The 22,294-nt window shown below is 62.0% G+C and carries 17 protein-coding genes; 6 read left to right on the plus strand and 11 right to left on the minus strand.

Annotated features, from left to right (window positions below; translation table 11 throughout):
* Positions 1-91: 91 nt before the first annotated feature.
* The 4 genes from choX to ACI2KS_RS27510 all read right to left on the minus strand — a co-directional run bounded on the left by choX (position 92) and on the right by ACI2KS_RS27510 (position 5,066).
* Positions 92-1,033 carry a choline ABC transporter substrate-binding protein gene (gene choX / locus ACI2KS_RS27495; RefSeq protein WP_404624183.1) on the minus strand — a complete coding sequence of 314 codons (942 nt, stop codon included), beginning with the start codon at positions 1,031-1,033 and terminating at the stop codon, positions 92-94.
* Between the two features lie 306 nt (positions 1,034-1,339).
* Positions 1,340-3,559, minus strand: a complete 2,220-nt coding sequence (locus tag ACI2KS_RS27500; RefSeq protein WP_404624184.1) for a xanthine dehydrogenase family protein molybdopterin-binding subunit — start codon at positions 3,557-3,559, stop codon at positions 1,340-1,342.
* On the minus strand, positions 3,559-4,545 hold the full coding sequence (locus tag ACI2KS_RS27505; protein WP_404624185.1) for an FAD binding domain-containing protein: 987 nt from the start codon (positions 4,543-4,545) through the stop codon (positions 3,559-3,561). The genes ACI2KS_RS27500 and ACI2KS_RS27505 overlap by 1 nt, the downstream gene beginning before the upstream one ends.
* Positions 4,542-5,066 carry a (2Fe-2S)-binding protein gene (locus ACI2KS_RS27510; RefSeq protein ID WP_404624186.1) on the minus strand — a complete coding sequence of 175 codons (525 nt, stop codon included), beginning with the start codon at positions 5,064-5,066 and terminating at the stop codon, positions 4,542-4,544. Before ACI2KS_RS27510 ends, ACI2KS_RS27505 begins: the two co-directional genes overlap by 4 nt.
* Positions 5,067-5,476: 410 nt before the next feature.
* Between ACI2KS_RS27510 and ACI2KS_RS27515 the strand changes: the two genes are divergently transcribed.
* From ACI2KS_RS27515 to ACI2KS_RS27525, 3 genes are all read left to right on the plus strand, one after another.
* A complete protein-coding gene (locus ACI2KS_RS27515; protein WP_404624187.1) occupies positions 5,477-6,769 on the plus strand; it encodes an NCS2 family permease in 1,293 nt (430 codons plus the stop codon).
* A complete protein-coding gene (trmA, locus tag ACI2KS_RS27520; RefSeq protein ID WP_404624188.1) occupies positions 6,766-7,851 on the plus strand; it encodes a tRNA (uridine(54)-C5)-methyltransferase TrmA in 1,086 nt (361 codons plus the stop codon). The genes ACI2KS_RS27515 and trmA overlap by 4 nt, the downstream gene beginning before the upstream one ends.
* A gap of 302 nt (positions 7,852-8,153) precedes the next feature.
* A complete protein-coding gene (locus tag ACI2KS_RS27525; protein WP_404624189.1) occupies positions 8,154-9,446 on the plus strand; it encodes an MFS transporter in 1,293 nt (430 codons plus the stop codon).
* A gap of 188 nt (positions 9,447-9,634) precedes the next feature.
* Here the strand turns inward: ACI2KS_RS27525 and ACI2KS_RS27530 are convergent, their stop codons facing one another.
* The 7 genes from ACI2KS_RS27530 to ACI2KS_RS27560 all read right to left on the minus strand — a co-directional run bounded on the left by ACI2KS_RS27530 (position 9,635) and on the right by ACI2KS_RS27560 (position 18,677).
* Positions 9,635-11,215 (minus strand): aldehyde dehydrogenase (NADP(+)), encoded by a 1,581-nt coding sequence (locus ACI2KS_RS27530; RefSeq protein WP_404624190.1) that lies wholly within the window; start codon positions 11,213-11,215, stop codon positions 9,635-9,637.
* Positions 11,216-11,226: 11 nt separating this feature from the next.
* Positions 11,227-12,222: an AraD1 family protein gene (araD1, locus tag ACI2KS_RS27535; RefSeq protein WP_404624191.1), complete on the minus strand. Its 996-nt coding sequence runs from the start codon at positions 12,220-12,222 to the stop codon at positions 11,227-11,229.
* A 237-nt stretch (positions 12,223-12,459) separates the two neighbouring features.
* Positions 12,460-13,635: an L-rhamnonate dehydratase gene (locus tag ACI2KS_RS27540; protein WP_404624192.1), complete on the minus strand. Its 1,176-nt coding sequence runs from the start codon at positions 13,633-13,635 to the stop codon at positions 12,460-12,462.
* 37 nt (positions 13,636-13,672) lie between these two features.
* Positions 13,673-14,995, minus strand: a complete 1,323-nt coding sequence (locus ACI2KS_RS27545) for an MFS transporter (protein ID WP_404624193.1) — start codon at positions 14,993-14,995, stop codon at positions 13,673-13,675.
* A gap of 382 nt (positions 14,996-15,377) precedes the next feature.
* Complete coding sequence (locus ACI2KS_RS27550) at positions 15,378-16,382, minus strand: 4-hydroxythreonine-4-phosphate dehydrogenase PdxA (protein WP_404624194.1); 1,005 nt, start codon at positions 16,380-16,382, stop codon at positions 15,378-15,380.
* Complete coding sequence (locus ACI2KS_RS27555) at positions 16,379-17,335, minus strand: amidohydrolase family protein (RefSeq protein WP_404624195.1); 957 nt, start codon at positions 17,333-17,335, stop codon at positions 16,379-16,381. Before ACI2KS_RS27555 ends, ACI2KS_RS27550 begins: the two co-directional genes overlap by 4 nt.
* Complete coding sequence (locus ACI2KS_RS27560) at positions 17,328-18,677, minus strand: MFS transporter (protein ID WP_404624196.1); 1,350 nt, start codon at positions 18,675-18,677, stop codon at positions 17,328-17,330. The genes ACI2KS_RS27555 and ACI2KS_RS27560 overlap by 8 nt, the downstream gene beginning before the upstream one ends.
* A gap of 461 nt (positions 18,678-19,138) precedes the next feature.
* Between ACI2KS_RS27560 and ACI2KS_RS27565 the strand changes: the two genes are divergently transcribed.
* The 3 genes from ACI2KS_RS27565 (at position 19,139) to ACI2KS_RS27575 (ending at position 22,274) form a co-directional block, all read left to right on the plus strand.
* Positions 19,139-20,155, plus strand: a complete 1,017-nt coding sequence (locus ACI2KS_RS27565; protein ID WP_404624197.1) for a Bug family tripartite tricarboxylate transporter substrate binding protein — start codon at positions 19,139-19,141, stop codon at positions 20,153-20,155.
* A 62-nt stretch (positions 20,156-20,217) separates the two neighbouring features.
* A complete protein-coding gene (locus ACI2KS_RS27570; protein ID WP_404624198.1) occupies positions 20,218-20,751 on the plus strand; it encodes a tripartite tricarboxylate transporter TctB family protein in 534 nt (177 codons plus the stop codon).
* Complete coding sequence (locus tag ACI2KS_RS27575; RefSeq protein WP_404624199.1) at positions 20,748-22,274, plus strand: tripartite tricarboxylate transporter permease; 1,527 nt, start codon at positions 20,748-20,750, stop codon at positions 22,272-22,274. Before ACI2KS_RS27570 ends, ACI2KS_RS27575 begins: the two co-directional genes overlap by 4 nt.
* Positions 22,275-22,294: the final 20 nt, after the last annotated feature.

Below are 22,294 nucleotides of genomic sequence, written 5' to 3' on the forward strand. Positions count from 1 at the left end.
CGCCTGCAGCAGCCCGGCTTGCCGGCGGTAGCGACTTCAACAGCGCTACTGCCGGCAAGCCGGACCGCTACAGGCATCAGCGTGCGAGCGGTTATTTGTTCACCGCTAGCTGCACCGCCGCAGCCGCGTCCTTGCCGTCGAAGGTGGTCACGCCTTCGAGCCAGCGGCGGGTGTCTTCAGGGTGATCCTTGAGCCACTGTTTGGCGACAACGTTCGGCGCCTTGCGGTCCATGATCGGCACCATCATCTGGCTTTCCTGTGCCGCGGTGAATTTCAGGTTGCTCATCAGCTTGCTGACATTCGGGCAACGGCTGGCGTAATCGGGTGCGGTGACTACCGACACGGTCGCAGCCCCTTCGCCAGGACCGAACACGTCTTCACTGCCGGTCAGGTAGGCGATTTTCATGTTGATGTTCATCGGGTGCGGAGCCCAGCCCACGAACACCACCCACTCGTTACGCTTGATGGCCCGCTGTACCGCCGCGAGCATGCCCGCCTCGCCCGACTCCACCAACTGGAAGCCGCCAAGACCGAACTGGTTCTTGTCGATCATGCCCTTGATATTGGCATTGGCGCCGGTACCGGGCTCGATGCCGTAGATCTTGCCGCCCAGCTTGTCCTTGAACCTGGCGATGTCGCCGAAGGTTTTAAGCCCGCCCGCAGCCACGTAATCGGGCACCGCAAGGGTCGCCTGGGCATCGCTCATGCTCGGCGCATCAAGGACCTTGACCTGATTGGCGGCCACGAATGGTGCGATGTTCTTGTCCATCGCCGGTTTCCAGTAGCCCAGAAACACATCCAGACGATCATCACGCAAGCCGCCGAATACGATTTGCTGAGCGGCGCTGGTCTGCTTGACGTCATAACCCATATTTTGCAGCAACACTTCAGCAACCGCACTGGTGGCGACCACGTCAGTCCAGTTGACCACGCCCATCCGCACGCTCTGACACTTGGCAGGTTCGGCTGCCATCAACGCGGTGCTGCTCAGCAGCAACACACCGCAACTGATCTGACGGATAAATCTCTTCATGCGTGCTCCTCGGGTCGGCTCGTTATTTTATTCAGCTCTTTTCGGCAGTTTTTCAAGGCTTGAAGACCCACGGCAATCCGAATGCTGCCGCGTTGGTGCAAATTACGCAGCAGCCCCTTGCACGAAGCGCACCAGCGCGACCTGTGGTTGCACTGGGGCGACATTGGTAAAGACGGCGGACAGGCATCGCAAAGCGATGTCCGCATGTGGAAGTGAGCTTGCCCGCGATAGCTTTCATACAGCCCCTGCAGTTGCAACAGGACTCAGGCCATCGCGAGCAAGCTCACTCTTCAGCGCTGCGGCGGTCTAGAGGACCTTATCCAGGGTGATGGGAAACTCGCGCACTCGCTTGCCGGTTGCGTGATAGATCGCATTGGCGATGGCCGACGCCACTCCGACGATGCCTATCTCGCCCACGCCCTTGGAGCCTAGCTCATTGACGATCTCGTCGTTTTCCTCGACGAATATCACCTCAATGTCGCCAATGTCGGCGTTCACTGGAATGTGGTACTCGGCCAGACTGTGGTTCATGAAGCGACCCAGGTTGTGATCGGTCTGGGTTTCTTCCTGTAACGCTTGACTGATACCCCACACCACACCGCCCAGAATCTGGCTGCCTGCGGTCTTCGGGTTGACCACCCTGCCCGCCGCAATCGCGCTGACTACCCGATTGACCCGGATGCTGCCCAGATCCTCATCGACCAGCACTTCGACGAACACCGCCGAGTGCGTAGCGGTGGCGTAGCCTTCGCGTTTCTTGTCCGGTTCGGCATCGATCTGCACTTCCAGCACGTCATGGGAGGATTCGCGGACGATATCGCCATAGGCAAATCGCTGGTCTTCAATGTGCAGGTAGCCATCACCAAAGCCGACGTCCTGCATGTCCACGACCGCAAACTGCGGATGGGCCATGCGCACCGCGTCCAGCAGTTTTGCCCGCAGCGCCCGGCAGGCCTGTTGCACCGCCGTGCCCACCGAGGACACGGTAAATGAGCCGCCTTGCAACGGCGCGGTCGGCAGCGAGGAATCCCCCAGCACGAAGGTGACATCCTGGGGCGTGACGCCCGCCGCTTCGGCCGCGATCTGGGTCATGACCGTGTAGGTGCCGGTGCCGATGTCCGTGGTAGCGCTGCTGACTGTCAGTTTGCCGGTCGCATCGACACTGGCCTTGGCGCTGGCTTTCATCTGCATCGCTTCCCAGACGCCGCCCGCCATGCCCCAACCCACCAGTTGGCGGTCCTGACGCATGCTGCGCGGTTCCGGATTGCGCTTGCTCCAGCCAAACCGTTCGGCGCCTTGCTCATAGCAGGCGCGCAACTCCTTGCTCGAGTAGGGCTTGTCCTCGTTGCCATTGCGCGCTGCGAAGTTGATCACCCGCAATTGCACCGGATCGATGCCCAGTGCGCAGGCCAGTTCGTCCATGGCGCATTCCAGACCGACCATGCCCGACGTTGCCCCGGGCGCACGCATGTCCAGCGGGGTATAGACGTCCAGCGGCGCCAACTTGTAGGTCAATTGCACGTTGTCGCACTGGTAGAGCATGCCGCTCCACTCGACCACGTGTTCGGTGAAGTCTTCAAAGCGCGAGGTCTGGCCGATCACGTCATGGCCGACAGCCTGCAGCCGGCCATCGGCGGACGCCCCCAGCCGCAGCTGCTGCAAGGTGTTCGGGCGGTAGCCGAAGGTGAACATCTGCTGGCGGGTCAGGGTCACGCGCACCGAGCGCTTGAGTTGCAGCGCCGCCATTACCGCCAGCGGCAACTGATACTGCGGGCGCAGGCCCGAGCCGAATGCCCCGCCGACAAACGCCGCGAGGATGCGTATCCGGTCTTTTTCCAGGCCGAAAACCTTGTGCAGGTAGTCCTGACAGTTCTGCGTGCCCTGGGTCTTGTCGTGGATGTCCAGGCTGCCATCGTCGCGATACAACACGGTCGAGGCATGCGGCTCCATGGGGTTGTGATGCTCGTTGGGGGTGCTGTAATGGGCATCCACGGTCACCGCCGCAGCGGCAAACTGCGCGGCGAAATCGCCGCGAGGTTTCGGGGTTTCAGCCGGCGCGGGGTGGGCGCTGTCCTGCGCGAGAAGCAGATCGGTCTGGTGCGCCTGGGTTTCGTACTCGATGCGTACCAGCGACCCGGCGTGGCGCGCCAGCTCAAGGGTGTGCGCCACCACCAGGGCCAGCGGTTGCCCGCTATACAGCACCCGGTCGTTATACAGCGGACGAAACGGCGAGCCCGTGGCCGAATCCGCGTCTTCGTAATCCTTGTCGTAACTGGCCACGTGCGGCCGGTTGGTGTGGTCGATGACCGCCACCACGCCGGGCACCCGCAGCGCCTCTGAAGTATCGATGCTGACCACCCGGCCACAGGCAATGCTGCTGGACACCACGCTGCCATGCAGCAGACCACGCTCTGGGTATTCACCGGCATAGCGTGCCTGGCCGGTCACCTTGAGATGACCGTCGACCCGGTCCAGCGGCTGCCCGACGGGGGACGCTTTTCCGAAAGCTGGAGTGTTCGCGTTCATCAGACTTTCCCTCCCACGGCCGCGTCGCTCAGCGCGCGGACAATCGCGCGGCGTGCCAACTTGATCTTGAATGCATTGTGCGCAAGCGGCTGGGCGTCTCGCAGCATCGCATCGGCGGCCGCCACAAGGTTTTCCCGTGACACCTGCTTGCCGATCAGCGACTGCTCCACCGCCTTGTCGCGCCACGGTTTGTGCGCCACACCACCCAGCGCCAGACGCACGTCACTGATGACATCGCCATCGAGCTCCAGTGCTGCGGCCACGGAGACCAGGGCAAAGGCATAAGAGGCACGGTCGCGGATCTTCAGGTAATGGCTGTGCCCGGCAAAACGCGCAGGTGGCAGTTCGACAGCGGTGATCAGCTCATCGTCCGCCAGTTGATTGTCCCGCTCCGGGGAGTCCTCCGGCAGGCGATGAAAATCAGCGAATTCGATGCTGCGTTTACCGGCGCGGCCTTGCACATGCACCACCGCCTCAAGCGCGGCCAGGGCCACGCACATGTCCGAGGGATGGGTCGCCACGCATTGGTCACTGGCACCGAGAATGGCGTGAATCCGGTTCAGCCCGTCCTTGGCCGGGCAGCCGCTGCCCGGTTCGCGCTTGTTGCAGGGCACGTTCGAGTCATAGAAGTAGTAGCAACGGGTGCGCTGCAGAAGATTGCCACCGGTGCTGGCCATATTGCGCAGTTGCGGCGAAGCACCTGCCAGCACGGCTTGGGAGAGCAACGCATAGCGGCTCTCGATCAGCGGATGCCAGGCCAGGTCGGCGTTGCTCACCAGGGCGCCAATCATTACCCCGCCACTTTCGGTCTGGCGTACTTCTTTCAATGGCAGGCCGGTAATGTCGATCAGATGCTCGGGCCGGGCGACGTTTTCCTTCATCAGGTCGAGCAGATTGGTGCCCCCTGCAATGAAGCGACTGGCAGGGCCGGCCAGGTTGACCGCCTGTCCCACATCGAGCGGTTTGCTATAGCTGAAGGGATTCATGCGTTGCGCCCTCCCTGATCAGGTGCGCCGCTCATCTGTGGCAGGACTTCCACTACCGCCGCGCGAATATTGCTGTAAGCGCCGCAGCGGCACAGGTTGCCGCTCATCAGCTCCTTGATCTCGCCGTCGGTTTTCGCCCGGCCCTCATTGGCCAGCCCCACTGCGGAACAGATCTGCCCCGGGGTGCAGTAGCCGCACTGGAAGGCGTCATGTTTGATGAAGGCCTGCTGCATCGGATGCAGCACATCGCCTTCGGCCAGCCCTTCGATGGTGGTCAGGTCGGCACCGTCGCACATGATCGCCAGGGTCAGGCAGGCGTTGATCCGTTTGCCGTCGCGCAACACCGTGCACGCGCCGCACTGGCCATGATCACAGCCCTTCTTGGTTCCCACCAGATCCAGCTGCTCGCGCAGCAGGTCCAGCAAAGTCGTCCAGGGTTGTACATTCAACTGCCTGGGCTGGCCATTGAGTGTCAGAGCAATGGAATGCTCCGCAAAGGTGTTGGTGTTCGTCGCGCTCATGGGAAACCTCACGGTAGGTACTCGATCAGCGCAGTTGCTGTGGTGCTCGCTCTGCGTCTTCTGACATGTCCATCAAGAGGTACGACTTGCAGATTTCGGCAAACGTTCAGGCTTTGTGATGAGCGAGCCTCGCCAGGCCGTCAGCTGCAGGCCTGCCCTGGCCCCTCCAGCAGCACGGCTTGCCGGCGCTGGCAATCGCATGAGTGTCAGCGCCGGCAAGCCGGACGGCTACAGCGGTCACAATCGGCTGCGCAGCGGCCGATCAACGCCAGCAGCCTTTCCCCGGGGACGCTGGTATGATGCGCGGCTTTTTGTGACTGGCAGAATTTGTGCAGGCTGTTTCGGCTGGCTGTGCTTTGCTGTTTTAGTCGATTTCATTAATGGCGCGATGCGTCACCGGGGAGCCACACATGCTGGAGCGGCTGTTTCAACTCAAGGCACATGACACCAATGTGCGCACCGAAATCCTGGCCGGGGTCACCACGTTCCTGGCCATGGCCTACATCCTGTTCGTCAACCCGAGCATCCTCGGCGAGACCGGCATGGACAAAGGCGCAGTGTTCGTCGCGACCTGTCTGGCTGCCGCCATCGGCTCCACGGTCATGGGCCTGATCGCCAACTACCCGATCGCGCTGGCACCGGGCATGGGCCTGAACGCGTTCTTTACCTACACCGTGGTCCTGCACATGGGCCACACCTGGCAAGTGGCGCTGGGCGCGGTGTTCATCTCGGCGGTGATGTTCTTCCTGCTGTCGATCTTTCGCATTCGCGAGTGGATCATCAACAGCATCCCGCTGCCGCTGCGTTCGGCGATTGCCGCGGGTATCGGCCTGTTCCTGGCGCTGATCGCCCTGCATAACGCCGGAATCGTCGTCAGCAACCCGGCGACCATGGTCGGTCTGGGCGACCTGGCCAAACCGGCACCGGTGCTGGCGGCGCTCGGTTTTGCCCTGATCGTGGCACTGGAAGCCCTGAAAGTGCGCGGCGCGGTGCTGATCGGCATCCTGGCGGTGACCATCATCTCCATCGTGCTGGGCTTCTCGCCCTTCGGCGGCGTGGTGTCGATGCCGCCTTCGCTGGCTCCGACCTTCCTGCAACTGGACATCGTTGGCGCCCTGAACATCGGTCTGACCAGCGTGATCTTCTCGTTCCTGTTCGTCGATCTGTTCGACAACTCGGGCACCCTGATCGGCGTCGCCAAGCGCGCGGGCCTGATGGGCAAGGACGGCCACATGCCGAAAATGGGCCGTGCGCTGATCGCCGACAGCACCGCCGCCATGGCCGGTTCCCTGCTGGGCACCTCGACCACCACCAGCTACATCGAGTCGGCCGCAGGCGTCAGTGCTGGCGGCCGTACCGGTCTGACGGCCATCGTGGTTGCCGTGTTGTTCTTGCTGGCGCTGTTCTTCGCCCCCCTGGCAGGCAGCGTACCGGCATACGCCACTGCGCCTGCGCTGCTGTTCGTCGCGGTGCTGATGACCTCGGGGCTGGCGGAAATCAACTGGGACGACATCACCGAAGCGGCGCCTGTGGTGATCACCGCGCTGGCGATGCCGTTCACCTACTCCATCGCCAACGGCATCGCCTTCGGCTTCATTTCCTGGACAGTCATCAAGCTGTTGTCGGGACGCGGCCGTGAGCTGAATTCGGCACTGGTGGTGCTGTCGATCCTGTTCGTGATCAAGCTGGGCTTCTACCCATGAGTTCTACCTTCGACCCCGCAAGCTACAGCCGTCAGCTCGACGAAAAAGCCGATCGGCTGCGCGAGCTGCTGGCGCCGTTCGGTGCTCCCGAGCCACAGGTATTCGACTCACCGCGCGAGCATTACCGCCTGCGCGCCGAATTCCGTCTGTGGCGCGACGACGGCAAGCGTCATTACGCGATGTTCACCCCGGGCGACAAGCACACGCCGATCCTGATCAATGATTTCCCCATCGCCAGCCAGCAGATCAACGCGCTGATGCCGGTGCTGCGCGACCGTTGGGAAGCCAGCAAGACGCTCAATCACAAGCTGTTCCAGGTCGATTTTCTGACCACGCTGGCCGGTGACGGCATGATCACCCTGTGTTATCACCGCCCGCTGGACGACGCCTGGACGCTGGAAGCCGAGCAACTGGCAGCGGAGCTGAAGGTCAGTGTCATCGGTCGCTCCAAGGGCCAGCGCCTGGTGATCGGCCGTGACTACGTGACTGAACAACTGGACGTTGCCGGGCGTACCTTCAGCTATCGCCAGCCGGAAGGCGCATTCACCCAGCCCAACGGCACGGTGAATCAGAAGATGCTGAGCTGGGCCTATGAAGCGTTGGGCGAGCGTGACGACGACCTGCTGGAGCTGTACTGCGGCAACGGCAACTTCACCCTGCCGCTGGCGACCCGCGTGCGCAAGGTGCTGGCCACCGAGATCAGCAAGACCTCGGTCAACGCCGCCTTGAGCAACCTGGCGGACAACGCTGTGGATAACGTCTCGCTGGTGCGTCTGTCGGCTGAAGAACTGACCGAGGCGCTGAACGATATACGTCCATTCCGCCGTCTGGCCGGTGTCGACCTGAAAAGCTACGACTTCGGCAGTGTCTTCGTCGACCCGCCGCGCGCGGGCATGGACCCCGACACCTGCGAGCTGACCCGACGTTTCGAGCGCATCCTGTACATTTCCTGCAACCCGGAAACCCTGGCCGCCAACATCGCGCAACTGCACGACACCCACCGGGTGGAGCGCTGCGCGCTGTTCGACCAGTTCCCCTATACCCACCATATGGAGTCGGGCGTGTTGCTGGTCCGGCGCTGAGGCCTGCTTCCGGCCGATGATCGTTCGGCACGCAGAGCGTGGGAACGATCACACGCTGGTGCGGCGCTAACTGTAGGAGTGAGCTTGCTCGCGATCTCGTCGGTACATTCGACATATGGATGTCGCCTGAGATGGCCAATCGCGAGCAAGCTCACTCCTACAGGGTGGTGCAGCGCACGCGCGCGCCATGTCCAATCATCAATGCCTCATCACCGATGATTAAATTTCTGACAGTAAGAGGCATATACCTGCTTACAGGTGTATAACACTGGGCCGTCTTTCGCTTCGATGGATGTCCTGCCTTGAGTTCCGAATCGCCCGCATCACGTTCCGAATCCACCTCTGAGAGCGTGCTTCGGCAGCCCGGTTTCTTCGCCTTTCTGACCGCCCGCCTCGCCGCTGTGTTCGCCATGCAGATTCAGGCCGTGGTCGTGGCCTGGCAGGTCTACGACATGACCCGCAGCCCGATTTCCCTGGCGTATGTGGGGCTTGCGCAGTTCATCCCGATGTTGCTGTTGCTGATGCCCGCCGGCGATCTGATCGACCGCTACGACCGCAAACTGATCCTGACCATCAGTTGGTCGGTGCAAGCCGTGTGCAGCCTGATGCTGATGCTGTTTTCCGTCACCCATCATCAAGACACCCGCCTGATCTACGCCACGCTGGCGCTGTTCGGCTGTGCTCGCGCCTTCACCGGCCCTGCACTGCAAAGCCTGCTGCCCCAGGTAGTGCCTCGGGAAAAACTGGCCTCGGCGATTGCCACCAACAGCATGATCATGCGCATTGCCACCATCGCCGGGCCTCTGGTCGGTGGCGGTCTGTATGCGGCCGGCGGCGGTGGCCTGACCTATTCGGTGTGCATGGCCAGCTTCATCGCCGGCGTGCTGCTGCTGATCCGCGTCCCGGTGCTGTACGCCGGCAAGAAGCAGATTCTCGAATCCACTGCCTGGAAACGCTTCACCGCAGGCATTGCCTTCATCCGCTCGCGGCCAATCATCCTGGGCACCATCTCGCTGGACCTGTTCGCCGTGCTGCTCGGCGGCGTGGTGGCGTTGTTGCCGATCTACGCCCACGAAGTCCTGCACCTGGGTCCACAAGGGCTGGGCGCGTTGCGCAGCGCCATGAGCCTGGGCGAGGTCGGCACGGGGCTGTATCTAAGCGTGCGACCGTTCGACCGCAACGTCGGCCTGGTGATGTTCATCGCGGTGGCGGTATTTGGCCTGGCCAATCTGGTGTTCGCCCTGTCGACGCTGTTCTGGTTGTCGTTGCTGGCGCTGATGATTGCCGGTGCGGCGGACATGGTCAGCGTCTACATCCGCTCGACACTGGTGCAGTTCTCCACCCCGGACGACATGCGTGGGCGGGTCAACGCGGTGAACATGCTGTTCATCGGCTCATCCAACGAACTGGGCGAATTCCGCGCAGGCAGCAGCGCCGCGCTATGGGGCGCAGTGCCTGCCGCGATCATCGGCGGCCTGTGTACGCTGGGGGTGGTCGGCACCTGGATGTGGGGCTTCAAGGCGTTGCGTCAGGTGAACCACTTCGCCGACGCATCGCCGGCCGAAGTGACCGAAAAGCAGACAGCGCGGGTTTGATCGACCTCGGCTGATCAGCCCCCTGTAGGAGTGAGCTTGCTCGCGATTGACCGGTCCCACGCTCCCGGGTGCAGGCCATGACGTTCCACGTCACCACAGGCGACGCGGAGCGTCCGGCAAGCCGCTACCACGCAGAGCGTGGCAGCAATCAAGGTTCACAGCGACAGGCTCCGACCATCCTCGCCTTCCTACAGCGCTGAATCGGTGATATCCCCATCCACCAATCGCCGGATCTTCAGCGGGTTGGCGTTCTGCAGCGCTTCTGGCAACAGCGCATCCGGGTAATTCTGGAAGCACACCGGGCGCAGGAAACGGTCGATGGCCAGCGTACCCACCGAGGTGCCACGCGAGTCCGACGTCGCCGGATAAGGGCCACCGTGAACCATTGCGTCGCACACCTCGACGCCGGTCGGGTAACCGTTGAGCAGCACCCGTCCGACTTTTTCCTGTAGGGCGTTCATCAGCCAGGCATGGCTTGCCAGCTCATCGGCCTCACCGATCACGGTCGCCGTCAGTTGCCCGCGCAAACCTGCCAGCGCGGCCTTGAGCGTCGCCTGGTCTTGGACCTCGATGACGATGGTGGTCGGCCCGAACACCTCCTCCTGTAACAGCGCGTCGCCATTGAGCAGCAAACTGACATCGGCCTTGAACAACTGCGGCTGCGCCTGACTGCCATGTTGTGGGCTACCGGCAAGGTGGGACACACCGGCGTGCCCGTGCAAATGCTCCAGGCCCTTGCTGTAGCTGACCAATCCGCCGGCGTTGAGCATGGTCTGCGGCGCCTGATCGTTCATGTTGGCGCTCAGCTGCTCGAGAAAACGGCTGAACGCAGGCGAACGCAGACCGATCACCAAACCGGGGTTGGTGCAGAACTGCCCACAACCCAAGGTCACCGAAGCCGCCAGCTCCGAGGCAATCTTCTCACCACGCGCCTCAAGCGCCTGAGGCAATACGAACACCGGATTGATGCTCGACATCTCGGCAAACACCGGAATCGGCTGCGCCCGCTCGGACGCCATTTTCACCAACGCATTGCCGCCGCGCAGCGAGCCAGTAAAGCCCACCGCCTGTATCAGCGGATGCCTGACCAGCCATTCGCCCACGCCGTTGCCGAAGATCATGCTGAATACGCCCTTTGGCATACCGGTACGTTCGGCAGCGCGGCTCACGGCTTCGGCGACCCGTTCAGCCGTGGCCATATGGCCGCTGTGGGCCTTGACGATCACCGGGCAGCCGGCCGCCAGCGCCGAGGCGGTATCGCCACCAGCAGTGGAGAACGCTAAGGGGAAATTGCTGGCGCCGAACACCGCCACGGGACCCACGCCGATACGGCATTGACGCAAATCCGGACGCGGCAGCGGCTGACGATCGGGCAACGCTCGGTCGATGCGGGCACCGTGAAAGTCGCCACGTCGCAGCACCTTGGCGAACAGACGCATCTGCCCGCTGGTGCGCCCGCGCTCACCTTGGATACGCCCGGCTGGCAGCGCCGTCTCGCGGCAGACAGTGGCGACGAAATCATCACCCAGCGCATCCAGTTCATCGGCAATGGCATCGAGGAACTGCGCGCGTTGTTCGGCTGGCAGGTTGCGGTAGATCGGGAAAGCCGCCGCAGCTGCCTTGGCGGCCGCGTCGACTTCCGCTTCAGTCGCTTGCACGAAGGCATGCGGCAACGCTTCACCGGTGCTGGCATCGAGGCTGTGCAGCTGCACGGAGCCTTGCGCGCTGCGCTGGCCGCCGATGAAGTTGTGTCCGAGATTCGAAGACATCAGAGATTCCTTTAAAGCGCTTTGATCTGACCGATCGCCACAGGACGCGGCCCTTCACCGATACCGTTTTCCAGCGGCGCGCCAAAAGCGTCGAGACTGATCTCGAAGCGATCGCCGGGCTGGGTTTTCACGCCATCGGCAAACGACAGGGTCGCGGTGCCGAAGTAGTGAATGTGGACATCGCCGGGTCGCAGAAACTGCGCGTACTTGAAGTGGTGATATTCAAGGTTGGCCAGGCTGTGGCACATGTTGTCCTCGCCGCTGAGAAATTCCTTCTCCCAGATCACCTCGCCGTTGCGCTTGATCCGGCTCATGCCCGATAGATGACGCGGCAATTCGCCCACCCGCAGCTCCGGCCCGTAAGCGCAATAACGCAATTTAGAGTGAGCCAGGTACAGGTAATTGCGGCGTTCCATGACGTGGTCGGAGAACTCGTTGCCCAGTGCATAACCCAGACGGTAGGGCTGGCCATCGTCGCCGATGACGTAAAGCCCGGTCAGCTCCGGTTCCTCACCGGCGTCTTCGGCAAAGGCCGGCACCGGGAAGTCCGCACCGGGGCGCACGACAATGCTGCCGTCGCCCTTGTAGAACCACTCCGGTTGAGCACCGACCTGGCCTTGCGCAGGTTTGCCGCCTTCGATGCCCCATTTGAAGATCTTCATGGTGTCGGTCATGCCGGCTTCGACCTGGCCGTCGTGCTGATGCATCTTGTCGCGCGCAGAGGCGCTGCCAAGGTGCGTCAGACCGGTGCCGCTGATCAGGCAGTGGGCCGGGTCCTGATGGTCCAGCGGTGGCAGGATCTGACCGTTTTGCAACAGACCTGCGTACTCAGGGCCCGGCTCGCTGCCGCGGCTCTGAACTTCAGCTTCCAGGCTGTGCTGGCTGCGAATCGCCGCCAGGGCCAGTTCGCGGGTGCTTGCGGTATTGCGTACAACATTGACCTGCGAGCCCTCGACGACGCCGACCTGGCGTTGTCCCTGGCTGTTTTCGAATTGAATCAGGCGCATTGTTTCTCTCCGTAAATGGGCATGCGATCTGGCTTCTGTGCAGGGCGTGGGAACGCAGCTTGCTCGCGATCGGCTGCGCAGCAGTCGTGAATCCTGCGATCGAGTTTCGTCTGACACAACGCAATGACAGGTTTTACTGCCGCTTCGCGCCAGATCGCGAGCAAGCTTGCTCCTACGCCCTTCGGGCAGAACCAACAGCAGATCGCAGCATCAGACGACGCGCGATCTGCCGGGACATCACTCGATAATGTTGAACTCGCTCAGGTACTCATCGGAGATTTCCAGGCCCAGGCCCGGCTTGTTGTCGTCCAGCTGGATGTAGCCGTTGACCGGCGCAGGCTCGCCCTTGAACACGTAGTAGAACAATTCGTTGCCGACCTCGACGTCGAATACCGGGAAGAACTCGGCCATCGGCGAGGCGGTGGTGGACATGGTCAGGTGGTAGTTGTGCATCTGGCCGGCGTGGGGAATGACCGGCACCGACCAGGCTTCGGCCATCGCGTTGATCTTGCGCGCTGCGGTGATGCCGCCGACGCGGTTGGTGTCGTACTGGATCACGTCGACGGCGCGGCGCTCGAGCATGTCCTTGAAGCCATAGGAGGTGAACTCGTGCTCGCCGCCGGAGATCGGCATGATGCCCATCTTCTTGAGCTCCGCGTAGCCTTCAAGGTCATCGGCAATCACCGGCTCTTCCAGCCAGCGCGGCTCGAACTCGGCCAGTTTGGGCAGCATGCGGCGGGCGTATTCCAGGGTCCAGCCCATGTAGCACTCGAGCATGATGTCGACATCCGGGCCGGTCAGCTCACGCAGCGCGCGGACCTGCTCGATGTTCTTGCGCATGCCGGCAGGGCCATCTTTGGGACCGTAGCCGAAGCGCATTTTCATCGCCGTGAAACCCTGGCTCAGATAGCCCTGGGCTTCCTCAAGGAACAGGTCCAGGTTGTCGTTGGCGTAAAGCTTGGAGGCGTAGGTCCAGATTTTTTCCTTGGTGCGCCCGCCGAGCAGTTTGAACACCGGCTTGTTCACCGCCTTGCCCATGATGTCCCAGATGGCGATGTCGATCGCCGAAATGGCGGCCATGCCGATGCCCTTGCGGCCCCAGGCGTGGGTCTGACGGTACATTTTCTGCCAGATGTATTCGTTGTCGAACGGGTCTTCACCGATGGCGATCGGCGCCAGGTAGGTGTCGATGATTTCCTTGGCCACACGCGGTGCCAATGCGCAGTTACCAATGCCGACGATGCCGTTGTCGGTCTCGACTTCAACCACCAGCCAGCCGTGAAACCGGAAGGAGCCCATGGCATCGCCGCGCTCGAAAAGAATGTCGCTGGCGTTGGTGCAGAAGTGCGCCTGAGGTGGCACGACTTTGCCTTTCCATTCGAAGACGCGGGTACGGATTGCCTTGATTTTCATGAATACGATTCCTTTATAGCCACTGCTTGAATTGAGATCAGCCAACCTGCACAGGGGTCAGCGGAGTTGGAGAAGCCGGTGTGTCGTGTTGCTTCAAACGGGAAATCAGAATGGCGCCGAGGATGCCCACCGCTGCCAGGGCGAACATGCCGGCACGCGGGTCGCCGTAGCTCGCTTCCATGATGGTCTTCAGGTTCGGCGCGACGAAGCCGCCCAGGTTGCCGATCGAGTTGATCAAGGCAATGCCGCCCGCTGCCGCCGCGCCACTGAGGTAATTGGTGGGGATGGTCCAGAACAGCGGTTGCACGGAAACGAAGCCTGCTGCGGCAAAGCAGAACGCGATCACCACCGGCACCATGCTGGTGCCCATGGCCGAGGCGGCAATGCCCAGTGCTGCCATGGTCAACATGCACACGGCCAGACGCCGGTGCTGACCGGTGCGGTCGGCGTAGCGGGTGATCAGGCGGGTAACGATCAGCGCACAGATCCACGGGATGGCGGTGATCAGGCCGACGTTCAGGCCGACGTGGCCGTCCAGCAGACCGGCGATGCGGGTCGGCAGATAGAACACCACACCGTAGACGCTCATCTGGATCGTGAAATACGCCAGGCAGAACTTCAGCACTCGAGCATTGCGCAAGGCACCGAGGAAGCCATGCGGGCTGGCTTTCTTCCTTGCGTCTTCTTCTGTGAGCGCGCCAATCAGTGCAGTCTTTTCTTCGTCGCTCAACCAGCGAGCCTGTGCAGGGCGATTGACCAGGTAGAAGTAGGCGGCGATACCGATCACGGAAGCCATCAAGCCCTCGACCACGAACAGCCACTGCCAGTTGGTCAGGCCGAACACCCCGTGGAAGTCCAGCAGCCAGCCAGACAGCGGGCTGCCGAGCACCAGTGCCAGCGGCAGGCCGAAGTAGAACAGACCCAGCGCCTGACCCCGGCTTTTGGAGGGAAACCAATAGGTGAGGTAGAGAATGATGCCGGGGAAGAAACCGGCTTCGGCCACCCCCAGCAAAAAGCGCAGCACGTAGAAGGTCTGGGCGCTGTGGGCGAACATCATCGCCGCCGACACCAGGCCCCATGTGACCATGATCCGGCACAGCCAGACCTTGGCGCCGAGTTTGTGCAGCATGTAGTTGCTCGGCACCTCGAAGAAGGCATAACCAATGAAGAAGATGCTCGCACCGAAGGCGAATGCGGCATCGCCCAGCCCGGTGTCGGCGGCCAGCGCAGCCTTGGCAAAGCCGACGTTGGAGCGGTCGATGAAGGCCAGGATGTACATGAGAATCAGGAAAGGCAGCAGGCGGAGCCGGCTTTTGGAAATGGCCCGTTCAAGAGCCTGCGCAGAAACAGGAGCTGTCATCTGTGTGTTCCTCAGGTGCCAGTCATCCACATGGGGCGGGGCTGGCTTTTTGTAGTTGTTATTCGACGCGTCGGGCCTGGGCCATGGCAGCTCTGCGCCGCACATCGATGCAAGGAATTTAGCCAGCAGTGAGGGGCTTCGGCTAATCACTTATGCGTATCCAGTGATAGCCAGAGGTGATCGCTCGATTGGCTTATCTGGCGTAGGGGTTATAGGAGGGATAAGGCTGTAGCAGGCCGGCGCCCACGCCTTCGGCAGAAGCGGATCTGCAAACACCGGGCAATCGGCCGCCAACTCGCAGGCAAAAAAAACCGCAAGACGCTCATCAAAACGTCCTGCGGTCAAAACGTGGCTGTTTATGAAGCGTTAACCCTTCACCCCATCAGACGTTGCTCTGGCCCATGCGGCAGGCGATTTCGAAGGCCTGGCCGATGGCGCCGACATTGGCCTTGCCCTGCCCCGCGATGTCGAATGCGGTGCCGTGAGCCGGGGTGGTGATCGGGATCGGCAGGCCACCCTGCACCGTCACCCCGCGCGAGAATCCCATCAGCTTGATCGCGATCTGGCCCTGGTCGTGGTACATGGTCACCACCGCGTCGAATGCGCTGGCGTCGCCCTGCACCTTCAAGAAGATCGTGTCCCCCGGATACGGCCCTTCGGCCTGCATGCCCTGTGCCTGAGCGGTCTTGACCGCCGGGCCGATGATGTCGATTTCCTCGCGACCGAACGAGCCGTTGTCGCCGTTGTGCGGGTTCAAGCCGCACACGCCGATGCGCGGCGCCGCCAGGCCATTGCGCTTGAGCGCGGTATCGATCAACCGGATCGCCTCGATTACCCGTTGCTGGGTCAGCATGCCCGGCACCGCCGACAGCGCGACGTGAGAGGTCACGCGGGAGGTCCACAGTTTGTCCATCACGTTGAATTCGCAGAACGGCCCGTCGAAGCCCAGCAACTCGGCGAACCAGTGCAACTCGTCGTTATGCTCCATGCCGGCCATGTGCAGCGAGGTCTTGTTCAGCGGGCCGAACAACACCGCATTGGTGACCTTGGCGGCGGTCAGTTCGACCGCGATCTTCAAGGTGTCGAGGCAGTAGCGACCACCGATGGCGCTGGCTTCACTGCGCACGAATTCGCCCACGGTGTCGCCGCGAAAGTTGTAGAACAGCGGCGTGTCGTCGCTGAAGTCCAGGGTGTCCAGCGAGTCGATCTGCCGATAGGGAAACGACAGACCGGCGATGTCCATGCCGCGACGCATTTCTGCCTCGTCGGCGATCAGCAGCACGTGCGCCTGGCTGCGCACCTTGGCATCGCTGAGCAAGCGCGCGATCAGTTCCGGGCCAATGCCCGCAGGGTCACCCAATACCATCGCAATTCGGGTTTTGTTCATGCCTGACTCCTCATCTGTTCTTGCCACGGACGTGCCACGGCGCACGGTTCGCAACGGTAGACGCGTTGCGCGTTGCTGTAGAAAAGACGCTCCTGATCGGCACGCGGCAGATCACGAACGATGTGTTTGAAACCGCTGTAAATGTCATCGAACGAGCCACACAGGCTGTCGACCGGAAAATTGCTGGCGAACATCGCGCGCTCGGTGCCGAACATGGCAATGATCTCGCGCACGATCCAGGCGTTGTCCTCGACGCGCCACGGCTTGCCGTGCTGCCCCAGCCCGGAAATCTTCACCACCACGTTGGGCTGTTCGGCGAGTCTGGCCATGGCCGCATGCCAACCGGCAAGGCCTTCCTCACTGCGATCGGACGGTAGCCCGGCGTGGTTGAGGATCAGTGTGGTGGTGGGGAAATCCTGCGCCAGGCGCTCGGCTTCCGGCAGGTTCCACCAGGGGGTCTGCAGATCGAAGCGCAAGCCCAGGTCGTGCAGGGTCGCGTAGCTGCGGCGCCAGTGTTCATCGCTCATCAGCGTGCGTTGCTCGCCCACCTCTTGCGGCGAAGTCGGCCCGCCCGGCTTGTGCCGCACGCTGCGCACGCTGGTGAACAATGCCTGCTCGGCGAGCACCGCAATGGCATCCGGGTGATCGAGCCAGGCCTGCGCCACCACTGCATTGGGTACCCCATAGCGCGCGGCGATCTGTTCGATGAAACGCGTCTCGCCAATCGGATCGCTCGGGTCCCACTCAGTCTCGACGTAGACGGTCTGCACGACGTGATGCTCACCGGCGTCGGCGAAGTATTCCGGCGGCAGATAGCGGCGTTTGATCGCCGAGTAGTCTCCATAGCGAAACGGGATGTTGGCCCCCTCCGCGAGCCAAGGGTGATAGTTGGTCTGCGGGTCCCAGAAGTGATGATGGGCATCGACGATCGGCCCGCTGTACAGGTCAGCCATTGCTCACCTCACGCTGCCCGTCGAGGCTGATCAGCAAGGTGGCGAGGACGAACAACGCCGCGCAGATGGCGAAGAACCCCAGTACCGCGCCGAAACCGCCGAAGTATTGCAGGATCACGCCCACCAGGATCGGCACGAAGATCCCACCGATGCTGCCCGCCAGGTTCATCACCCCGCCGATCAGCCCCACCCGCGCCGGCGCCGCCAGCAATGCCGGGAAGCTCCAGTACAGGCTGCCCCACATCAGGAAGAACGCGGTCATGGCCAGTAGCGCAACGGCAGCAATCGGGTCGCTCAGATGCGGTAACAGCAGCAGCGCGCCCAGGGCGATGACACCGGAGAAGGTCAGCAGGCCTTTGACCGCAAGACCACGGCGCACGCCCTTGCGAATCAGGCCATCGCACAGGAAGCCGCCCGTCAGCGAGCCGAGCGAGCCGCAGATAAAGATCACGAAGGTGGCAAAACCGATGCCCTTGATATCGAAGCCGCGTGCCTGGGCCAGATAACTCGGGCCCCAGGTCAGCAAGCCGAAATAGACCATGGCCCATGTCGAGCGGCCGATCAGCAGGCCGGTCAGCGAGCGCGCGGCGATGCCCAGGCCCTTGACCTTGGCCCGTGCAGCTTCGGCGGCAGGGGTTTCGCGACCGGCGTTGATTTTCGCCAGCTCCGCTTCATTGACCTGTGGATGAACCGACGGATCGTCACGCAGATAGCGCCACGACAACAGGCCCAACAAGAGTGTCGCGACACCGGCGATGACAAAGGCCGAGCGCCAGGAATCCAGCGACACGATCAGGAAAGCGATGATCAAGCCACCCAGTGCCACGCCCAGCGGGCTGCCACTGTCCATCATCACCGCACCCCGGCTGCGCTCGCTGGGCGCCAGCCACAGCGAGATCAACTTGCCGCCGGACGGGAATAACGGTGCTTCGGCGGCACCCAGGAACATCCGTGCGAACAACAGCGACGCACCGCCGGTGGCAAAGCCTGCCAGCACCTGGAAAGTGCCCCACAAGCCAGTGGACCAGGTAATCACCCGGCGCGGACCAAAGCGGTCGATCATCCAGCCGCCGGGGATCTGCAACAGCGCATAGGCCCAGAAGAAGCTGCTGAGGATCAGGCCCTGCATGGCCGGAGAAAGGGTGAACTCCTTGGCGATGGTCGGCATGGCGATGGACAGCGAAACGCGGTCGATCAGGTTGACCATGGTCAGGACGAAGATGATTGCGAAGATGCGCCAGCGAACCGTACTGGCCTTGGTCGCACTGGCGACGCTGGAAACGGGAGGGGCATAGGGTTCACCTGTCGCGGACAGATGCACGTCGGCGCTGCTGCGAGCCATGGGTGCGTACCTCGGTGTTGTTGTTTTTATTGTTGGCGGTCTTCTGTGAGAACGCCGGTCTTGGCCGTCACTATCGAAGGCTTAGCGATAACCGTCTAATCAAAACTCAAGATAGGGTGATAGCTGGAGGGTATAGCAAACAGTGTTTCTGGTAATGGCTGCCTCCCCGCACTCCCCAAACCTGTAGGAGTGAGCTTGCTCGCGATTCGCGATGACCGATGAAACCCGTAGGAGGCTTGCTCGCGATTCGTAGAGTCACGCGCTGAACCTGTGGCGAATGCACCAACGTGATCGCGAGCAAGCTCACTCCTACAGGGTCAGTGGAGCCTCAGCTGCTATAACCCCAGGCTATCGGTGTATGTGATGTTTTGACTAGACGCGGCATAGCAACCTCCACACACTCAGCGCATGGCTGATCGACAAGACAGCCACTCATAACAACTACAACAAAGAGGATCACCATGCGAACCGCATCTTCCCGACGCGCGTCCCGTTTGCTGTTCGGCTGCACGCTGATGTGCGCCACGGCGCTCCCCACCCTCGCCCTCGCCGCATGGCAACCAGACAAGAATGTCGAGATCGTCGTGGCCGGTGGTCCTGGTGGTGGCACCGATCAACTCGGTCGGTTGATCCAGTCGATCATCAGCACCCACAAGCTGCTGGACGTCAACACTGTGGTTCTGAACAAGGGCGGCGGCAATGGCGCCGAAGCCTTCCTCGACATGAAGGTCTCCAAGGGCGACGCGGACAAACTGGTGATCGCCACCAACAACATCTATCTGCTGCCACTGGTGTCCAAGCTCGGCTATGAATGGCAGGAGCTGACCCCGGTCGCAGCCGTCGCCGAAGATGACTTCATCCTCTGGACTTATAAAGACGCACCGTGGAAAGACGCCAAAGGCTTCTACGAAGCGGTCAAGACCGACCCCTCGAAAATGCGCATGGGCGGCAGCCAGTCCAAGGACGTCGACCAGACCCTGACGCTGCTGCTCAACCAGACCAACGACACTAAGCTTGTGTACATCCCGTTCAAGAGCGGCAGCGAAGCAGCAACCCAACTGGCCGGCAAACACATCGCCGCCAACGTCAACAACCCCGCCGAAAGCATCAGCCAATGGCGCGGCGATCAGGTGCAGCCACTGTGCGTATTCAGTAAAGACCGCATGGGCTACACCGAAAAGGTCGCAGGCGACAAATCCTGGGCTGATGTACCTACGTGCCACGAAGCCGGTCTGGGTATCGATCAGTACCGTTTCCCACGCACCATCTTCATGCCTGGTGATGTCAGCGCCGAACAGCGTGCCTTCTACATCGAACTGATGCGCAAAGTGTCGCAGACCCCCGAATTCAAGGCCTATGTCACGCAGAACGCGCTGGTGCCAACCTTCCTTGAAGGCGATCAACTGACCGCTTACATCGAAAAAGACACCGCGCGCGTCACCCCGGTCTTCAAGGAAGCCGGCTGGCTGCGCAACTGATCCGCCCTGCTGCCGCGTGCCTGTGATCTCAGGCAGCGGCAGTCATTCGCTGGAGGTGTTTGATGTCCAATTCTTCTCATTCGACCCCGCTGGTCGCCACCCGCTGGGTGGAGCTGGGCCTTGGCCTGTTCACCCTGTTGATCGGGGCAGTGGTGATGTTCGGCAGCGTCGAACAAGGCATCGGTTGGGGCGACTCGGGCCCCGAGCCTGGTTATTTTCCGTTCTACATCGGCCTGCTGCTGGCAGCCGCCAGCCTGGGCAACGCCGTATTGACGGTTATTCGCTGGAAACCGCTGAGCATCAGCTTTGTCAGCCGCGGCGAGTTCAAGCAAGTGCTGTCGGTGTTCATCCCTATTGCCCTGTTCGTCTGCGCCATGCCGTTCACCGGCATCTACCTGGCCTCGGCGGCGTTCATTGCCTGGTTCATGTGGCGTGACAAGCTTCGCGCCAAGCCCTACGGCAAGCTGATGATTGGCTCGGTATCGGTGGGTGCGGTGCTCGCCAGCTATCTGATTTTCGCCCTGTGGTTCAAGGTGCCACTGGACGCAGGCCCCATGGGTGACCTGATCGCCATGGCCGGGAGATCGTTGAAATGAGCGAGTTCGATTCTCTGCTGCAAGGCATGAACCTGATTCTCACCCCTGGCCACATCGGCCTGATGGTGGTGGGTGTACTGCTGGGCATTCTGGTCGGGGTGCTGCCGGGTCTGGGCGCGCCGAACGGCGTTGCCCTGCTGCTGCCGATCACCTTCACCATGTCGCCGGTCTCGGCGATCATCCTGCTCTCGTGCATGTATTGGGGGGCGCTGTTCGGCGGGTCGATCACCTCGATCCTGTTCAACATCCCCGGCGAGCCGTCCTCGGTGGCAACCACCTTCGACGGCTATCCCATGGCCCGAGACGGCCGCGCTGCCGAGGCATTGACCGCGGCCTTCAGTTCCGCACTGATCGGCGCGCTGGCAGGCGTGCTGCTGCTGACGTTCCTGTCGACCCGCATCGCCGAATTCGCCATGACCTTCAGTTCACCGGAGTTCTTCGCGGTGTACCTGTTGGCGTTCTGCACCTTCATCGGCATGAGCAAGAACCCGCCGCTGAAAACCGTGGTCGCGATGATGATCGGCTTCGCCATGGCCGCCGTCGGCATGGACACAGTTTCCGGCAACCTGCGCCTGACGTTCGATCAACCGGCGCTGATGACCGGGATCAGTTTCGAAGTGGCGGTGATCGGCCTGTTCGGTATTGGCGAAATTCTCTGCACCGTCGAAGAGGGTCTGGTGTTTCGCGGCGAACATGCGCGCATTACGCCGATGATCATCCTGCGCACCTGGGCCAAGCTGCCCAAATACTGGTTTACCATTCTGCGCAGCACTATCGTCGGCTGCTGGATGGGCGTGACGCCTGGCGGACCGACCGCGGCGTCTTTCATGAGCTACAGCATTGCCCGACGTTTCTCGAAGAATCGCGACAACTTCGGCAAAGGCGAGATCGAAGGCGTCATCGCCCCCGAGACCGCCGACCATGCTGCGGGCACCAGCGCGCTCTTGCCGATGCTGACCCTGGGTATTCCGGGCTCGGCCACGGCGGCGGTGATGCTCGGCGGGTTGATGGTCTGGGGTCTGCACCCAGGCCCGACCTTGTTCGCCGAGCAGCATGATTTCGTCTGGGGCCTGATCGCCAGCATGTATCTGGGCAACGTGGTCAGCCTGCTGGTGGTGCTGGCGACCGTGCCGTTGTTCGCTTCGATCCTGCGCATCCCGTTCTCGATCATTGCCCCGATCATCATCATGATCTGCGCCATTGGTGCCTACTCGGTGCATAACTCGATGTTCGACGTGATGCTGATGCTGGGCTTCGGCGCGCTGGGCTACCTGTTCAAGAAACTCGGCTATCCGATTGCACCCCTGGTGCTGGCGGCGGTGCTGGGCGACAAGGCCGAAGACGCATTCCGCCAGTCGATGCTGTTTTCCGACGGGCAGCTGGGCATCTTCTGGTCCAATCCGCTGGTGGGCAGCCTGACCACCGCTGCGTTGCTGATGTTGTTCTGGCCGTTGATCTCAGGTGGCATTCAAGCCGCCTTCGGCTGGCGCAATCGTCACTCGATCAAGCCGAAAACCCTGTGATGACAAGCAATGCTGGAAAT

Source organism: Pseudomonas sp. NPDC087358 (genome assembly GCF_044900785.1).
GTDB lineage: Bacteria > Pseudomonadota > Gammaproteobacteria > Pseudomonadales > Pseudomonadaceae > Aquipseudomonas.

What these genes read in the sequence shown, in the direction of transcription:
- trmA (WP_404624188.1), top strand. Translation starts at nt 6,766, where the DNA reads ATGAGTTCTACCTTCGACCCCGCAAGCTACAGCCGTCAGCTCGACGAA.
- ACI2KS_RS27500 (WP_404624184.1), bottom strand. Translation starts at nt 3,559, where the DNA reads ATGAACGCGAACACTCCAGCTTTCGGAAAAGCGTCCCCCGTCGGGCAG.
- ACI2KS_RS27575 (WP_404624199.1), top strand. Translation starts at nt 20,748, where the DNA reads ATGAGCGAGTTCGATTCTCTGCTGCAAGGCATGAACCTGATTCTCACC.
- ACI2KS_RS27540 (WP_404624192.1), bottom strand. Translation starts at nt 13,635, where the DNA reads ATGAAAATCAAGGCAATCCGTACCCGCGTCTTCGAATGGAAAGGCAAA.
- ACI2KS_RS27545 (WP_404624193.1), bottom strand. Translation starts at nt 14,995, where the DNA reads ATGACAGCTCCTGTTTCTGCGCAGGCTCTTGAACGGGCCATTTCCAAA.
- choX (WP_404624183.1), bottom strand. Translation starts at nt 1,033, where the DNA reads ATGAAGAGATTTATCCGTCAGATCAGTTGCGGTGTGTTGCTGCTGAGC.
- ACI2KS_RS27515 (WP_404624187.1), top strand. Translation starts at nt 5,477, where the DNA reads ATGCTGGAGCGGCTGTTTCAACTCAAGGCACATGACACCAATGTGCGC.
- araD1 (WP_404624191.1), bottom strand. Translation starts at nt 12,222, where the DNA reads ATGCGCCTGATTCAATTCGAAAACAGCCAGGGACAACGCCAGGTCGGC.
- ACI2KS_RS27565 (WP_404624197.1), top strand. Translation starts at nt 19,139, where the DNA reads ATGCGAACCGCATCTTCCCGACGCGCGTCCCGTTTGCTGTTCGGCTGC.
- ACI2KS_RS27550 (WP_404624194.1), bottom strand. Translation starts at nt 16,382, where the DNA reads ATGAACAAAACCCGAATTGCGATGGTATTGGGTGACCCTGCGGGCATT.
- ACI2KS_RS27570 (WP_404624198.1), top strand. Translation starts at nt 20,218, where the DNA reads ATGTCCAATTCTTCTCATTCGACCCCGCTGGTCGCCACCCGCTGGGTG.
- ACI2KS_RS27505 (WP_404624185.1), bottom strand. Translation starts at nt 4,545, where the DNA reads ATGAATCCCTTCAGCTATAGCAAACCGCTCGATGTGGGACAGGCGGTC.
- ACI2KS_RS27560 (WP_404624196.1), bottom strand. Translation starts at nt 18,677, where the DNA reads ATGGCTCGCAGCAGCGCCGACGTGCATCTGTCCGCGACAGGTGAACCC.
- ACI2KS_RS27510 (WP_404624186.1), bottom strand. Translation starts at nt 5,066, where the DNA reads ATGAGCGCGACGAACACCAACACCTTTGCGGAGCATTCCATTGCTCTG.
- ACI2KS_RS27530 (WP_404624190.1), bottom strand. Translation starts at nt 11,215, where the DNA reads ATGTCTTCGAATCTCGGACACAACTTCATCGGCGGCCAGCGCAGCGCG.
- ACI2KS_RS27555 (WP_404624195.1), bottom strand. Translation starts at nt 17,335, where the DNA reads ATGGCTGACCTGTACAGCGGGCCGATCGTCGATGCCCATCATCACTTC.